Raw genomic sequence first — 14,705 nt, forward strand, 5'->3', positions numbered from 1 at the left:
CTGTAAGCGCAGTGCAGCGGGTGTATCCATAAACGTTCCTACTTGCATGCCGTGCTATCCAGGCTGATTAGACGTGGCATTAGGCGTTAGTGGCTCGTGCTGCTGGTGATGGCTTACGCTGCCCTGTATGTGTTGGCTGAACTCACGTAGCCAGGCCGCCAGTTGCTTCGGTTCGAGCAGCAGTTGCCAATGGCCTGCGTTGGTTTCGCGCCGGCATAGCGTGGGTGCCCATTTGGGTAATTGTTCAAACAGTTGCGGGCGTACAAAACGATCTGCGGTTGGCACGATCAGCTGCACTGGCACTCGGGTGTAGCGCAGCCGTGGTTTACCCAGGCTGCGGATAAAATTGGCGCGGTACAGCTTGATCCCGTGTACGCCGTCCGAGCACTGACTTGTGCTGATTGGAACATTCGCCAGGCCTTCAACCAGCGCTAACAGCCGTGGCCAGTTGCGCGCCAACCCCCAGCGCCAGGTCAGTTCTGCGAGCACTGGAATGTGGAAAAGGGCGATGTACCAAGAACTGGCGAGTTGGCTGAGCACTTGCCACATCGCGCTTGGTCGTTTTTGCTTGAGGCGATCACGCATCCAGTGCCCGACGTGATCTAGGCAGGGGCCGGAGATGCTGGTGTAAGACGCCAGTAATGGCTGGATACGCGGTTCTGTGACGGCCTCCCAGGCTTGAATCGAGCCCCAGTCATGGGCCACTAAATGCACGGGCTGATTGGGGCTTAGAGCCTTTATCACCGCTTCCAGATCATTTGCCAGTTTCTCTAGGCGATAGTCCTGGCATTCGCGCGGTATCTGCGAGGCACCAAAACCGCGTACGTCATAGGCGATGATCTGGAAATCGTTGGCCAGTTCGTGTACCAGCGGTAACCAGATTTCGTGATTGTCCGGGTAGCCGTGCACCAGCAGTAGGGTTGGCCCACTCGCGTTGCCCCAGCGGTAGCTCGCCAGCGCTACGCCATCGCCTTGAACGCGCAATTGTTTGACCTTTAGGTTCACGTTTGGCTGCAGTGCTGAGGCGTTCATGCGGGCTTCTGGCGCGGGTCGATGAGCGATACGAAGCGAGGATGCGTGATGGGTAAGGCAGGGCGAGTGGGCATGGGCGTCTCCAAATTGGATGGCTGACTACGGGGCTATCCCGGTTATTGTTGGACGTGAAGATCGCTCCTGCCTAGGCATTGTTGCTGTTCAGCTCATGGGCTGCTGATGTGCCGTGAAAGGCTCTAGCAAAAGGGTTTCGTGGTTTTTTATCGTTTAGCTGAGAGGGCGCGCATGGCAATTCCAGCCCTTAGTTGGGGCGTTGTTGGCGCTTGTCGTGAGGGTTATTGCTGATAGGGCGAGCGCAGATGCTCGTACAGTGGCAGGTGCGCTGCTGTTCAACCTGTTGTTCTGCGCATCGCCTTATAACAGCAGCAACACTGCAGCACCGGCCAGCAGCCCAGCTGCCATTACCGGCACGGTCAACAGTGCCAACTTGCGGCCGCCAATAAGGGCGACGAGGCAGGCTTTGACCAGGCTGTTGCTCAACGCAGCGAGAAAAATCCCCTGCACCGCTACCTGGGCATTCAATTCGCCTTGGGCACTGCGTGCCAGCGACAGGGTGATGGCGTCCACGTCGGCCAGCCCTGAGAGTAGGGCAACGAGGTACACGCCCATGTCGCCGAGCCAACGCTGCGCGCCCTCGACCAGCAACAGGATCAGCGCCAGTAATGCTGCAAAACGCAATGCTGGGCCCAGTTCGAAGGGGTTCTTCAGTGGTGGTTCTGCCGCTTCCTCGCTTTGCGTTCGCGCGCGTATGAAGTACAGCAGCGCGCCGCCGGCATAGACCAGGGTGGCTGCGCCCAGAGGCCAGGCCAGCTGTGGTAATAAACTGACATTGACCAAGCCGACTTCCAGCAGAATGCGCGGAAACATCAAGGCCGAGGTGGCGAGCAGGCCGCAGGCCAGAATCATGTGCAGGTTGCGTCCTGCGGACATTCGCGCCAGGGTCACGGTCATCGCTGTGGACGACACCATACCGCCGAGTAGTGAGGTTATCAGCAGGCCACTGCGCATGCCCACCAGGCGGATCGCCACATAGGCGGCAAAGCCAATGCTGGCAATCAGCACCACCATCCACCAGATGGCGTAAGGGTTAAATGCCTGCCAGGGCCCGTAGCCTTGATTGGGCAGTGCTGGCAGTAGTACCAAGGAAATAAACAGCAGCTTCAGTACGCCGGACAGTTCCGCTGCGCTAAGTCGTTGCAGAGCGCTGTGCAAGGGCTGCTTGAGATTCAGCAGCAGTGCCACTACCACGGCTCCTGCTGCGGCGACCCCGGCATAGTCAGCCATGGCCAGGCTACCTAGAAGGAAGGTAATCAGCAGCGCCACTTCACTGGTCAGGCCCATATCACCCAGGCGTTGCAGTTCGCCAAAGTAGGAGGCCGCTACAAGAATGGCAAAGCCGGCAAAGATCACGGCCCAGGCCATCACGCCGAAGTGTTCGCCAAGCAGCATGGCAAAGGCCCCAAGCAAGCTGCTCAGGGCAAAGGTACGTATTCCCGCAGCCAACTGACTGTCATCGATATTACGTCCCTGCCAGCCCCGCTCAGCGCCAATTAACAGGCCTGCGGCCAGCGCACTGGCGAAATTCAGCAAGGTGTCGAGGGCTTCCGGCATGAGTGCGACCTGAGCGAAGGGTGAGGGCAGTTTAGCCAGTGAGCTATCGGATGCATTGCGCTAAGTCAGTGTGCGCTTGTAACTCAGTGGGCGCTTGTGATGATGCGCAAGATTGTTCAAGACCAAGCGGCCGTGACACGTCAGGCTTGCTGCATTAAGGAGGGCGCATGAGCCGTTTGCAGCATTTTCTCTATGGTAGTCGCGACAGCATTCCGATGATCGTCGGTATTCTGCCGTTCGGTTTGATATACGGCGCGCTGGCCAGTCTGGCTGGGCTCAGCTTCGCCCAGGCGCTGGGCATGTCCTTGCTGGTATATGCCGGTTCGGCGCAATTTATCGCCATCAGCCTGCTGACCCTGGGCAGTGGCACGCTGGTTATTCTGCTGACTACCCTGATCGTTAATCTACGTCATGTGCTCTACAGCGCGGCGCTGCAGCCCTATGTCGGTTCGCTCGCACAACGCTGGCGGGTGCCGCTGGCGTTCGGTCTGACCGATGAAACCTTTGCCGTGGCTCAGCGCTATTACTTGGCGCACGGTATGACTGAGCATGGCCAGTGGTATCACGCCGGGGTGGCGTTGCCCTTGTATATGTCTTGGGTGGGCAGTTCGCTGGTCGGTGCGCTATTTGGTCAAAACGTCCCGGATTTGGCTGGTTGGGGGCTGGATTTCGCCATGTTGGCAACCTTTATTGGCATCGTCGTGCCGGCATTGCGTAACCAGCCGCAAGTTGCTGCTGCAGTGGTCGCGGGTGCCGTCGCACTATTGTGTCATACCTGGCCATACAAGCTGGGACTGATGGTGGCTGCATTTAGCGGTATCGCGATTGGAGTGATCTTGGAGCGCCGCAAGGTGGCCGTCTCAAGCGGGGAGGTTGCCTGATGGATATCTGGCTGCTGATTCTCGGCATGGCGCTGATTACCTTTGCCATTCGCTACAGCTTGTTTGCTTTTCCAGATTTGCGTTTCCCGCCCCTGGTGCGCCAGGGCCTGCACTATGTGCCGACCGCTGTGCTGAGTGCCATTGTGCTGCCAGGTATGCTCATTCCTGATGGCCAGCACTGGGCGTTCAATCTGCACAATGCCTATTTGTTGGCTGGCCTAGCGACGATTGCTATTGCTGTGCTAACGCGGCATTTGCTAGCAACCATTGGCGGTGGCTTGTTGGTGTTCTTTGTGTTGCGTGGGTTGTTGGGGCAGTTGCCGGTGTGATTGCCGGTGATTTGCCGAAAACCCAGCAAAAAACTCGCTTTGCTGTGGCGTTGTCGGGTGTTCTTACAGTCAAATGCCTACAACCTTGCACACAGGTACACGGACGATGACCGAACACTCTCAATTCGCATTATTGGGCAAAAAGCGCTTTCTGCCGTTTTTCATTACCCAGCTGTTAGGTGCTTTTAACGACAACATCTTTAAGCAGTCGTTGATTCTAGCCATTCTGTTCAAAATCAGTTCTGGGGCCGATAAGGCGTTGCTGATCAATCTCTGCGCCTTGCTGTTTATCCTGCCGTTCTTTTTGTTCTCTGCGCTCGGTGGCCAGTTTGGCGAGAAGTTTGCCAAGGACTCACTGATCCGCAAGATCAAGTTCGCCGAGATCGTGATCATGTTGCTGGGCGCGGTCGGCGTGTTGCTGGGCAATCTGCCCATGATGCTGACGGTGCTATTTGCCATGGGCACCCAGTCGGCATTGTTTGGCCCGGTTAAGTACTCGATTCTGCCGCAGCATCTTGACGAGCAGGAGCTGGTGGGTGGCAATGCTCTGGTGGAAATGGGCACCTTTCTTGCCATCCTGGCGGGGACCATTGGCGCTGGCGTCATCATGGCCAGCACTGGCTACGCGCCGATTGTTGCCGCGTGCGTCGTGCTGGTGGCAGTGCTGGGTTACCTGGCCAGTCGGGCAATTCCCGCTGCAGCGGCGGCCATGCCGGAGCTTAAATTGGACTGGAACATTTTTCGCCAGTCCTGGCTGATCATGAGACTTGGTCTGGGCCAGCGTCCGGCGGTGTCTCGCTCAATGGTCGGCAACTCGTGGTTCTGGTTTCTCGGCGCGGTCTATCTGACGCAAATTCCGGCGTATGCCAAAGAGTGGCTGTACGGCGATGAAAGCGTGGTCACCCTGATTCTCACTGTGTTCTCGGTCGGCATCGCCCTGGGTTCGATGCTCTGTGAGCGGATGAGTGGGCATAAGGTGGAAATCGGCCTGGTGCCATTTGGCTCAATCGGCTTGACCGTGTTTGGTGTCGCGCTCTGGTGGTTTTCCGGCGGCTTCCCTGAGGCAGCAGTTGCGCACGATTGGTTGAGCGTCTTGAGCGTTGGCCAGGCCTGGTGGATTCTCGGTTCTATTCTCGGTATCGGTCTGTTTGGTGGCTTTTACATCGTGCCGCTGTATGCGCTGATTCAGTCGCGCACAGCAGAGCACGAGCGGGCGCGGGTGATTGCTGCCAATAACATTCTTAACGCGCTGTTTATGGTGGCTTCGGCAATAGCTTCGATCCTCTTTCTCAGCGTGGCTGAGCTGTCGATTCCGCAGCTGTTTTTGACCATTTCGCTGATGAACATCGCGGTCAACAGCTACATCTTCAAGATCGTTCCCGAATTCAGCATGCGCTTTATGATCTGGCTGCTCAGCCACTCGATGTACCGAGTTGAGCATAAGGGGCTGGAGGCGATTCCTGATGAAGGGGCAGCGGTGCTGGTGTGCAACCACGTGTCGTTTGTCGATGCACTGCTGATTGGTGGCGCGGTGCGCCGGCCGATACGCTTTGTCATGTACTACAAGATCTACAACCTGCCCGTGCTCAACTTTATCTTCCGCACCGCCGGCACTGTGCCGATTGCCGGGCGTAATGAAGACCTGCTGATTTATGACGCTGCCTTCAAGAAAATCGCTGAATACCTGCGAAATGGCGAGCTGGTGTGCATCTTCCCCGAAGGGAAGTTGACTACAGACGGCGAGATAAATGAGTTCAAGGGCGGCATCGAACGCATTGTCGAAGCAAACCCGGTGCCGGTGATTCCTTTGGCACTACAAGGGTTGTGGGGCAGTTTCTTCAGCCGTGATCCGCACAAGGGTCTGTTCAAGCGCCTGTGGTCGCGTATTACCCTGGTGGCGGGTGCACCGGTGGCGGCCGAAGCGGCCAAGCGTGAGCTGTTGCAGGCTCAGGTAGGCGATCTACGTGGTGAACGACGTTGATCGCGAGTTGTTTGCGTAGGGCGACCTCTCGCTGTTTTGAGCCGAACATAGCGTCTGGCATGGCGCTAATTCTTCAATACATAAATAAGCGCTGAGCTAGCACTACACACCGAAACATTTCTCCTCTTGCGGGTCGCGGTTGTGCGTGGAATAGTCCAACCAAGCAATTGCTTGGTTGGCTCCACAAAAACAACAAAGGAGGAAGCCCTGTGGCTGATGCAATCCGTTTGCCGCTTGAGGTGTTTTATGAGCGAGAAGCTCGGCACCCGAATAAACGCTACATGGTGCAGCCGCTGCCTAGCGGTCAGCTGCAGGAATTGAGTTGGGCCGAGGTGGGGGAGCAGGCCCGGCGCGCGGCTAATTGGTTGCGTAGCCGTGAACTGCCGCAGGGCAGTCGCATAGCGATCATTTCCAAGAACTGCGCACACTGGATTGTCACTGATTTGGCGATCTGGATGGCCGGGCATATTTCCGTGCCGCTGTACCCCAACCTTACGGCTGATTCGGTCGCTCAGGTGCTGCGTCATTCTGAGGCCGCTCTGGTATTTGTCGGCAAGTTGGATGACTGGCCAGCCATGGCCGCTGGCATACCGGAAGGTGTTTCTACTATTGGTCTGCCACTGCGCCCGGCAGGCGAGTTCAACTTTACTTGGGATGATTTGCAGGCTTGTACGCCTATTCAGGACAATCCCTCGCCAGCGGCTGACCAGCTTGCCACCATCGTCTATACCTCCGGCACCACCGGTACGCCGAAAGGCGTGATGCATCACTTCAGCAACTTCGGTTTTGCCGCCAGCCATGCTACTGCGCTTTTTGGGGTGGGTGAGGGCGATCGTGTGTTGTCTTATTTGCCGTTGTGTCACGTGGCCGAACGCATGTTTGTCGAGCTGTCCTCGCTTTATTCGGGGCTGACAATCTTCTTCGCCGAAAGCCTGGATACCTTCCTTGAGGACCTAAAGCGCGCACGGCCAACGGTGATATTCGGTGTACCGCGCATCTGGACCAAGTTCCAGATGGGCGTTTACAGCAAGATGCCGGCCGAGAAGCTGGATTTTCTCCTCAAGTTGCCAATCATCGGCCGCATCGTCGGTAAGAAGGTGCTGGTCGGCCTGGGGCTGGATGCGGTGCGTTATGCACTGTCTGGTGCGGCGCCTGTACCTGGAGCACTGCTTACTTGGTACAAGCGCCTGGGGCTGAATGTGCTTGAGGTCTATGGCATGACCGAAAACTGCGGTTACTCGCATGTCTGTCGACCGGGTAAGTTTCAACAAGGTTGGATAGGACAGAACAGTCCTGGCGTTGAGGTACGCATTGCCGAGGATGGTGAGGTGCAGGTGCGTAGCGGTGCAACCATGCAGGGCTATTACAAAGACCCGGAAAAGACCGCCGAAACCATTACTGCGGATGGCTTCCTGCGTACCGGTGATAAAGGCGAGCAGGATGCCCAAGGCAACCTGCGTCTGACCGGGCGGATTAAGGAAATATTCAAGACCAGTAAAGGCAAGTACGTGGCTCCAGCCCCCATCGAAAACCGCTTGGGCGAGCACTCGCGCATTGAACAGGTGTGCGTGGTTGGCGATGGCATGCCGCAACCGATGGCGCTGTGCGTGCTCTCCGATGTAGGCCGCAGTGAAGCCGCCAACAGTGGCCGTGGTGAGCTGGAAGCCAGCTTGAGAAACTTGTTGGAACAGGTCAATTCGAGCCTCGACAAGCATGAGCGGCTGCAGCGCTTGATACTGGTCAAAGAGGTATGGGCCGTGGACAACGGCTTCCTCACGCCAACCTTGAAGATCAAGCGTGCGGTGGTGGAAGGTACATATGGTGTGCGTTTCGAAGAGTGGACTTCGCGCAGTGAAACAGTGCTCTGGCACGAATGATCAGGTGCGTGGCCGGCAGCAGATGCCGGCCACGTTCTACTGAAAATCAGGAAGGACAGGCTATGGCTCTTTGGCTGCAAACTCCGAATATCGAACAACTCAATGGCTTTCTGAAGAACACCATCGGCGAGCAATTGGACATCCGCTTTGAGGCATTCGATGACCAGTCGTTGACCGCCAGCATGGTCGTCGACTCGCGTACTCACCAACCTTACGGCTTGCTGCATGGCGGCGCGTCAGTGGTGTTGGCGGAAACCTTGGGCTCTACCGCCAGCCATCTGTGTATCGACAGTAGCAAGTTCTATTGCGTCGGTCTGGAGGTGAACGCCAACCACTTGCGTGGCGTGCGCAGTGGTCGGGTGACGGCAGTGGCGCGCGCTATACACCTCGGGCGAACTACCCACGTTTGGGATATTCGCCTGAGTGGTGAGGATGGTAAGGCCAGCTGTATTTCGCGATTGACCATGGCCATTGTGCCGTTGGGCGAGAGTGGCCCGGTGCTGCGCTAAAACCTGTACATAGTGCTGCTGCACGTTGGTTTTGCTACGTTAAAAACAGGCTCTTGCTAGCGATTACGTTACACCGGTTCTGAGTGCTGCCTAACCAATAACCCGCTAGTGCCGAGTCAACTGGCGGGCCTCCCATCAGCTTTGGCTGTAGTGCCGTCATTCACTGGCCGTTTTGTCATTGCTGCATAGCAAGCGCTGCCGGACAATCAGTTCCTACTTCTCCGATCAGCCCACCGCCATGACTCAGCCTGTGTTCTTCGCCCATGCCAACGGTTTTCCCTCGGCCACCTACAGCAAGCTGTTTGCCGCGCTGGCACCTGACTATCAGGTGCAGCATCTGCAGCAGCATGGCCATGATCCGCGTTTTCCGGTGAATGATAACTGGAGCAATTTGGTCGATGAATTGATCCACCATCTTGAGGCCAACCAACAGCCGGTGTGGGGCGTTGGCCATTCGCTGGGTGGCGTGTTGCATTATCACGCGGCCTTGCTCCGGCCTGAGTTGTATCGCGGCGTGGTGATGCTCGACTCGCCGGTGTTGACCCTGGCCGATAAAATTGTCATTCGCGCGGCCAAGCGTTTTGGTTTTATCGACCGCATTACGCCCGCTGGGCGCACTCTTGGCCGCCGTGAGGAGTTTGCCGATCCGGCCGAAGCGCGCGGTTATTTTGCCGGCAAGAGCCTGTTTCGCCGGTTTGATCCAGAGTGCCTGGATGCCTATATCGAGCATGGTTTGCAGGCCACGCCGAATAGCCTGCGTTTGCGTTTTGATCCCGCCACTGAAATCAGCATTTATCGCAGCGTGCCGCATACCAGCCCAGGTCGCCCACAACAGCTGCAAGTGCCACTGGCCATGGTTCGCGGTTTGCATAGTAGGGTGGTTATGCCGCATCACGCCCACCTGATTCGGCGCGTACCGCAAGGTGAATACCTGACACTGCCCGGCGGTCATATGTTTCCGCTGGAGAACCCGCAAGGCACTGCTGCGTTGCTGAAAACACTCCTCCAACGCTGGTCCGGCCAGCCTACCAGCGAGAAAAGCGCATGAGCCTGAATTTCCAAGAGGTGCGCCTGCGCCTGCCGCACATTGAGTTGGCGGCCCATTTATATGGGCCTGAGGATGGTCAGCCGGTGATTGCCCTGCACGGCTGGCTGGACAATGCGGCCAGCTTTTCCCGCTTGGCACCGCTGTTGCCGGGTTTGCGCATCGTGGCTTTGGACTTTGCCGGTCACGGCCATTCCGATCACCGTCCGCCTGGCGCAAGTTACGCCATTTGGGATTACGCCCACGATGTGCTGCAGGTTGCCGAGCAATTCGGCTGGCAGCGTTTTTCCCTGCTTGGGCATTCCATGGGCGCGATTGTTTCAGTGTTACTGGCGGCAGCCATGCCCGAGCGTGTATCTCGCCTGGCGCTGATCGATGGGCTGATTCCCTATACCGGTGAGCCGGACACAGCGCCGCAGAAACTCGGCGAGGCGCTCAAGGCGCAGCTAGCCCTGGCTGGCAAGAGCAAGCCGGTATATGCCGAGTTCTCCCGTGCGGTTGAGGCGCGCATGCGCGGCGTCGGCGCGGTTAGCCGTGAGGCAGCTGAGCTATTGGCCCAGCGCGGCCTGATGCCGGTGCCCGGCGGCTACACCTGGCGCACTGACAGTCGCTTGACCCTGCCATCACCGCTACGTCTAACCCAGGCTCACGCGCTGGCGTTTGTGCGTAATCTGCAATGCCCGGCCAAACTGGTGATGGCGCAGCAGGGTATGTTGCTCGCACAGCCGAGTATCAGTCAGTTGGTTGAGGGCGTGGCTATAGAGGTGGCACAGCTGCCTGGCGGCCATCATTTGCACCTCGATGATGAGGTTGGGGCGGGCTTGGTAGCAGACTGTTTCAAAGCATTCCTGAGTGCGCCTTGACTTGCTGAAGGCAACTGGGGAAAGGTGTGCTGGATATCCACGGAGATTCACATGATCGACCTGTATACCGCCGCCACCCCAAACGGCCATAAAGTGTCCATCGCACTGGAAGAGTTGCAACTGCCTTACAGCGTGCAGGCATTGAGTTTCGATAAGCAGGAGCAGAAGGCTGCGGCCTTCCTCAAAATCAATCCCAATGGCCGCATCCCGGCGATTGTCGACCGCGATAATGATGATTTCGCGGTATTCGAGTCCGGTGCCATCCTGCTGTATCTCGCCGAGAAAACCGGCCAGCTGCTGCCTAGCGACGCCAAGGGCCGCTCGCGGGTGATTCAGTGGCTGATGTTCCAGATGGGCGGCGTTGGGCCGATGCAAGGCCAGGCCAATGTGTTTTTCCGCTATTTTCCGGAAAAACTGCAAGGTCCTATTGACCGCTATCAGCGCGAGACCCGCCGTCTTTATGAGGTGCTCGATACGCGCCTGAGCGAGGCGCAGTACCTCGCGGATGATTACAGCATTGCCGATATTGCCACCTATCCCTGGGTGCACATCCACGACTGGGCCGGTGTGTCAGTTGAAGGCCTTGAGCATTTGCAACGCTGGATGAATGAGCTGGCTGAGCGTCCCGCCGTGCAGCGCGGCCTATTAGTGCCAAAGCGCGAAGATGATGGTGAGAAAATCGTTAAAGCTGGCCAGTCGATGTTGATCAAATGAGTTGGGTTAATCGATATTGCTTCGGCCTGAGCGTGCTGTTGGCTAGCGCTTCTGCTTGGTCAGACGTTGCCGATAGCCATGACCTTGAAGTACTGCCGCGTTTTGCCGGCAGTAAGATTGTCAGCTTCAAAGACGTGGCGGCGCAGGAACGCATCTATCCGCAAGGCGCGATACGCCGTATCAGCGGCACCTTGCGCTACGAGCGTGAAGTGGCTGCTCAAGGTCAGTTGACCGCCGTGACGTATGAGTTACCACGCACTCACTCGGCTAATGAAGTATTCGCCACAGCCCGTGAAACCCTGCAAGCTGAAGATGCTGAGTTGCTTTATTGGTGCGTGGGCCGCGAGTGTGGTTCAAGCAGCCTGTGGGCCAATGCGGTATTTGGCAACGCCACGTTGTATGGCTCCGATGATGAGCAAGCCTATGTACTGATGCGTCTGGCTGCACCTCGGCAAGACAGCTTGCTGGCGCTGTACAGCATCACCCGTGGTAACAAACGCGCTTACCTGCACGCTGAGCTGCTGGCAGCCAATGCCCCATTGGCTGAGGTTTTGCCGACGCCGGCTACTTTGCAACGACAGTTAAAAAGCACGGGTGAGTTACGCCTGGCCAAACAGGCTGAGCCTAGCGCCGCCTGGGTCGAGTTGCTGGCGCGTAGCCTTAACCTCGATAGTACGTTGCGTGTCAGTATCAGCGGTGCTCAAGCTGAAGCCTGGCGTGAAGCGCTGGTTGAACAGCGAGTACGCGCCAGCCGCCTGGAGTTGGGTGAGCCTGACGTTACCGGCATACAGCTCAACGTACTGCGCTAAACATCGATTTACCGGTAATCTTGCGGCGCTCTATGTCCCGGCTCTGCCCCTTGCGGCAGAGCCTTTTTCGTTTTGTTGGGAGCTGTATGAATGGCCAATAACGATCATCTGCTGGTGCAGATCCTGCTGCTTGCGTTACTGGGAGCCAGCCTGTGGGTACTCGCACCGTTCTGGTCGGCTTTGTTTTGGGCCGCCGTACTGTCCTTTGCCAGTTGGCCGGTTATGCGCGTGCTGACCCGCTTGCTGGGTGGGCGCCAAGCAACGGCTGCTGGCCTGCTGACCCTGGTTTGGACCCTTTTAGTGGCAGTGCCGCTAATTATGCTGGGGCTTAACCTGGCCGACCACATCAAGGGTTTGACCAGCTTGCTCAAGGATTTTCAGGTCGATGGCTTACCGCCAGCACCCGCCTGGCTGGTTAATGTGCCACTGGTGGGGGATAGCCTGCTGAGCTTCTGGCAGACCATTGATCAGCAGGGCGCTGCGCTCTTCGCTACCGTGCAGCCGTATCTGGGCCAGGTGGGCAACTGGTTGCTGGCCCGCAGCGCGCGGATTGGTGGTGGCATGGTGGAGTTGGCGCTTAGCCTGATACTGGTGTTCTTCTTTTATCGTGATGGCCCGCGTCTGGCGGCCTTTGCCGAGAGCCTGTTGCAGCGACTGATTGGTGACCGCGCCGAACACTATCTGGAGTTGGTGGCCGGCACGGTGCAGCGGGTAGTCAATGGCGTGATCGGCACAGCGGCAGCACAGGCGATTTTGGCCTGGATTGGTTTCACCATCGCCGGGATTCCGGGGGCATTGATTTTGGGCATTCTGACGTTCGGCTTCAGCCTGGTCATGGTGCCGCCGCTGATCTGGGGCCCGGCTGTTGCTTGGTTATTCTGGCAGGGCGAAGTCGGCATGGGGATTTTCCTGCTGATCTGGGGCTTCTTCGTGATCAGTGGTGTCGACAACATCCTCAAACCGTACTTGATCAGCCGTGGCGGCAACCTGCCATTGATCGTGGTGCTGCTTGGCGTATTCGGCGGCATTCTGGCCTTCGGTTTTATGGGACTGTTCCTCGGCCCAACCTTGCTGGCTGTGGCCTATAGCCTGCTGAGCGACTGGGTTGGCGTGCCCGCAGTACAGCCGACTACCAAGGCGCTGGAGAGCGATAAACCGCAGAGTTAGCTGCTACTTGGCTAGGGGCTGTTGCCGTTTCACTCGCAGCAACGCGGCTCGCGATGAAACTGCAACAGCCCCTAATATTACCCGCGGTTATTCGAGCGGGTTGGCATTTTCAGTTGAGGCGCATCAACCTTGCTTGGTCACCACCGGGCCTGGTGGTAGCCTGCGCGCGCTTTTCGCCAGTCGTCGGCTGGTGTGCCTCAAACCGTGACGCTGGTAATTAGCGAATACGGTGACAAGGAAGGCTTTTTAAACAATCAACGGACACGCAGGATTGATCCCCATGAAGAAAATTGCCCTCAGCGCTTTGGGCGTTGTTGCCGTTCTCGGTGCATTGAGCACCGCCGGTGCCTGGTACACCGGCCAACAACTGCCCGCCGTGCTGGACACCTCGATCCAGCAGGCCAATCAGAGCATGGCCAAGACCCTGCCAGCGGCGGGCTTTACCGCCACGCTCGAGCTACTGTCGTTGGAGCGTCAACTGTTCAGCAGTGACGCGCGCTATCGAATTCAGGTTGTTGGCAGCTTCGATGGGGAATCGCCCAGCACGTTTGAGTGGACCGTTGCGGACCACATCGAACACGGCCCGCTGCCATTGTCCCGCCTCAAGGCATTCAAGCTGCTGCCTGTTATGGCTACCAGCAATTACCAACTGGAACGCAGCCCGCAGTTGGAAAAATGGTTTGCTGGCAGCCAGGACGGTGCGCCGTTGCAGGGGCAGGTCAGCCTGGGCTATGACCGCTCGATGAGCGGTAATCTGCAGCTACAACCGCTACAAGTGGCGTTGGATGAGCAGACCAATATCGACTTCAGCGGCCTCAAGATCGACTTTGATGCCAGCGCCAATGCCGAGCAGATTGCCGCCACTGGCATGATGGACAGCTTCAAAGTCAGCTCTACGCTGGCCAGTGATGAAGACATGCGCATTGAGTTAAAAGGCATGAGCCTCAATAGCAATACGCGCAAAGGCAGCAGTGAGTTTTACCTGGGCCGCAACGAAGTGCGTATGCAGGTGATCGAGCTGCAAGTGGGCGAGGCTGCGCCGATCCTGTTCAAGGATTTTGTTCAGCACGATGAAACCAGCGAAACCAACCAGCAGCTAGCGGCGCGCTACGGCTATGACGTGGGCATGATCAGCTACCAAGGCCAGGACATCGGCTCATCGCACATGCAGTGGAACGTGACGAACCTTGATGCCGCCGCCCTGCAATCGATGATCACCTTGTACGGCACCTTGCTGCAAAACGGCCAGGTCGACAGTGAAAGCGGCATGCCGCAGCTGAGCGACGAGCAGGCCGCACAGTTTAAAGCCGATCTGGAAAAACTCCTGGCCGGCAAGCCGAGTCTGGCCCTGGAAAATCTGTCGTTTAAAACCGCCAATGGCGAGAGCAGTTTCAACTTCGCCCTGGACCTGGATAAACCAGCGTCCTTCGACCTGCCTGCGCCTGAGTTGGTCAAACAACTGATTGCCCAGCTGGAGGTCAAGTTGCAGGTATCCAAAGCCATGATCAGCGATGTGGTGGGTATACAAGCGGCACTTGCTGGCGAAACCGACAAGGAGGCGATTGCCCAGCAGGCGAGCATGATGGCTGAGATGGCCAGTGGTATCGCCGTGGCCAGCGAGTTGGCGAGCGCCGACGCTGAGAACATCAGCTCCAGCCTGCAGTACGCGAATGATCAGGTGACCTTTAACGGCAAACAGATGACCGTCGAGCAGTTCGTTGCCTTGCTTATGAGCAGCGGTGGCGGTCTGGCCGGCATGGGCCAGTAAGCCCCCTCCGTAACATCCTCAGGGCTAGTTCACTGGTGTAGCCCGCACAGTCAATGCGGCCAGGCGACCTGCAAAACAGGGTGCCTGGCCGTTTTTTG

General features: G+C 57.6%; 13 protein-coding genes. 11 read left to right on the forward strand and 2 right to left on the reverse strand.

What is annotated here, in order from left to right; translation table 11 throughout:
* Positions 1-54 precede the first annotated feature (54 nt).
* Both VCA57_RS05095 and VCA57_RS05100 read right to left on the reverse strand, forming a co-directional pair.
* Positions 55-1,032, reverse strand: a complete 978-nt coding sequence (locus VCA57_RS05095) for an alpha/beta fold hydrolase (RefSeq protein ID WP_411183879.1) — start codon at positions 1,030-1,032, stop codon at positions 55-57.
* Positions 1,033-1,407: 375 nt separating this feature from the next.
* Positions 1,408-2,664 carry an MgtC/SapB family protein gene (locus VCA57_RS05100; RefSeq protein ID WP_411183880.1) on the reverse strand — a complete coding sequence of 419 codons (1,257 nt, stop codon included), beginning with the start codon at positions 2,662-2,664 and terminating at the stop codon, positions 1,408-1,410.
* Between the two features lie 167 nt (positions 2,665-2,831).
* Here VCA57_RS05100 and VCA57_RS05105 point away from each other — a divergent pair, with 167 nt between their 5' ends.
* From VCA57_RS05105 to VCA57_RS05155, 11 genes are all read left to right on the forward strand, one after another.
* The gene (locus VCA57_RS05105) at positions 2,832-3,545 is read left to right on the forward strand and encodes an AzlC family ABC transporter permease (protein WP_411183881.1); all 714 of its coding nucleotides are present in this window, start codon (positions 2,832-2,834) and stop codon (positions 3,543-3,545) included.
* Complete coding sequence (locus VCA57_RS05110) at positions 3,545-3,874, forward strand: AzlD domain-containing protein (RefSeq protein ID WP_411183882.1); 330 nt, start codon at positions 3,545-3,547, stop codon at positions 3,872-3,874. The genes VCA57_RS05105 and VCA57_RS05110 overlap by 1 nt, the downstream gene beginning before the upstream one ends.
* A 106-nt stretch (positions 3,875-3,980) precedes the next feature.
* On the forward strand, positions 3,981-5,855 hold the full coding sequence (locus VCA57_RS05115; RefSeq protein ID WP_411183883.1) for an MFS transporter: 1,875 nt from the start codon (positions 3,981-3,983) through the stop codon (positions 5,853-5,855).
* 209 nt (positions 5,856-6,064) lie between these two features.
* On the forward strand, positions 6,065-7,732 hold the full coding sequence (locus VCA57_RS05120) for an AMP-binding protein (protein ID WP_411183884.1): 1,668 nt from the start codon (positions 6,065-6,067) through the stop codon (positions 7,730-7,732).
* 62 nt (positions 7,733-7,794) lie between these two features.
* Positions 7,795-8,241 (forward strand): hotdog fold thioesterase, encoded by a 447-nt coding sequence (locus tag VCA57_RS05125; protein ID WP_411183885.1) that lies wholly within the window; start codon positions 7,795-7,797, stop codon positions 8,239-8,241.
* Between the two features lie 238 nt (positions 8,242-8,479).
* On the forward strand, positions 8,480-9,289 hold the full coding sequence (locus tag VCA57_RS05130) for an alpha/beta fold hydrolase (RefSeq protein ID WP_411183886.1): 810 nt from the start codon (positions 8,480-8,482) through the stop codon (positions 9,287-9,289).
* Complete coding sequence (locus VCA57_RS05135; protein ID WP_411183887.1) at positions 9,286-10,149, forward strand: alpha/beta fold hydrolase; 864 nt, start codon at positions 9,286-9,288, stop codon at positions 10,147-10,149. Before VCA57_RS05130 ends, VCA57_RS05135 begins: the two co-directional genes overlap by 4 nt.
* Positions 10,150-10,200: 51 nt before the next feature.
* Entirely contained in the window at positions 10,201-10,863 is a 663-nt protein-coding gene (locus VCA57_RS05140; RefSeq protein ID WP_411183888.1) for a glutathione S-transferase family protein, read from the forward strand.
* Positions 10,860-11,672: a DUF4892 domain-containing protein gene (locus tag VCA57_RS05145; RefSeq protein ID WP_411183889.1), complete on the forward strand. Its 813-nt coding sequence runs from the start codon at positions 10,860-10,862 to the stop codon at positions 11,670-11,672. The genes VCA57_RS05140 and VCA57_RS05145 overlap by 4 nt, the downstream gene beginning before the upstream one ends.
* A gap of 90 nt (positions 11,673-11,762) precedes the next feature.
* On the forward strand, positions 11,763-12,839 hold the full coding sequence (locus tag VCA57_RS05150) for an AI-2E family transporter (RefSeq protein WP_411183890.1): 1,077 nt from the start codon (positions 11,763-11,765) through the stop codon (positions 12,837-12,839).
* A 280-nt stretch (positions 12,840-13,119) separates the two neighbouring features.
* Positions 13,120-14,607: a YdgA family protein gene (locus tag VCA57_RS05155; RefSeq protein WP_411183891.1), complete on the forward strand. Its 1,488-nt coding sequence runs from the start codon at positions 13,120-13,122 to the stop codon at positions 14,605-14,607.
* Positions 14,608-14,705 lie beyond the last annotated feature (98 nt).

Source organism: Pseudomonas sp. (assembly GCF_046581935.1).
In the GTDB taxonomy this organism is placed as follows: domain Bacteria; phylum Pseudomonadota; class Gammaproteobacteria; order Pseudomonadales; family Pseudomonadaceae; genus Aquipseudomonas.

Bases quoted from the DNA above. Each gene is read 5' to 3' on its own strand.
- VCA57_RS05135 (WP_411183887.1), top strand. From the start codon at position 9,286: ATGAGCCTGAATTTCCAAGAGGTGCGCCTGCGCCTGCCGCACATTGAG.
- VCA57_RS05095 (WP_411183879.1), bottom strand. From the start codon at position 1,032: ATGAACGCCTCAGCACTGCAGCCAAACGTGAACCTAAAGGTCAAACAA.
- VCA57_RS05155 (WP_411183891.1), top strand. From the start codon at position 13,120: ATGAAGAAAATTGCCCTCAGCGCTTTGGGCGTTGTTGCCGTTCTCGGT.
- VCA57_RS05100 (WP_411183880.1), bottom strand. From the start codon at position 2,664: ATGCCGGAAGCCCTCGACACCTTGCTGAATTTCGCCAGTGCGCTGGCC.
- VCA57_RS05140 (WP_411183888.1), top strand. From the start codon at position 10,201: ATGATCGACCTGTATACCGCCGCCACCCCAAACGGCCATAAAGTGTCC.
- VCA57_RS05130 (WP_411183886.1), top strand. From the start codon at position 8,480: ATGACTCAGCCTGTGTTCTTCGCCCATGCCAACGGTTTTCCCTCGGCC.
- VCA57_RS05125 (WP_411183885.1), top strand. From the start codon at position 7,795: ATGGCTCTTTGGCTGCAAACTCCGAATATCGAACAACTCAATGGCTTT.
- VCA57_RS05115 (WP_411183883.1), top strand. From the start codon at position 3,981: ATGACCGAACACTCTCAATTCGCATTATTGGGCAAAAAGCGCTTTCTG.
- VCA57_RS05145 (WP_411183889.1), top strand. From the start codon at position 10,860: ATGAGTTGGGTTAATCGATATTGCTTCGGCCTGAGCGTGCTGTTGGCT.
- VCA57_RS05110 (WP_411183882.1), top strand. From the start codon at position 3,545: ATGGATATCTGGCTGCTGATTCTCGGCATGGCGCTGATTACCTTTGCC.
- VCA57_RS05105 (WP_411183881.1), top strand. From the start codon at position 2,832: ATGAGCCGTTTGCAGCATTTTCTCTATGGTAGTCGCGACAGCATTCCG.
- VCA57_RS05150 (WP_411183890.1), top strand. From the start codon at position 11,763: ATGGCCAATAACGATCATCTGCTGGTGCAGATCCTGCTGCTTGCGTTA.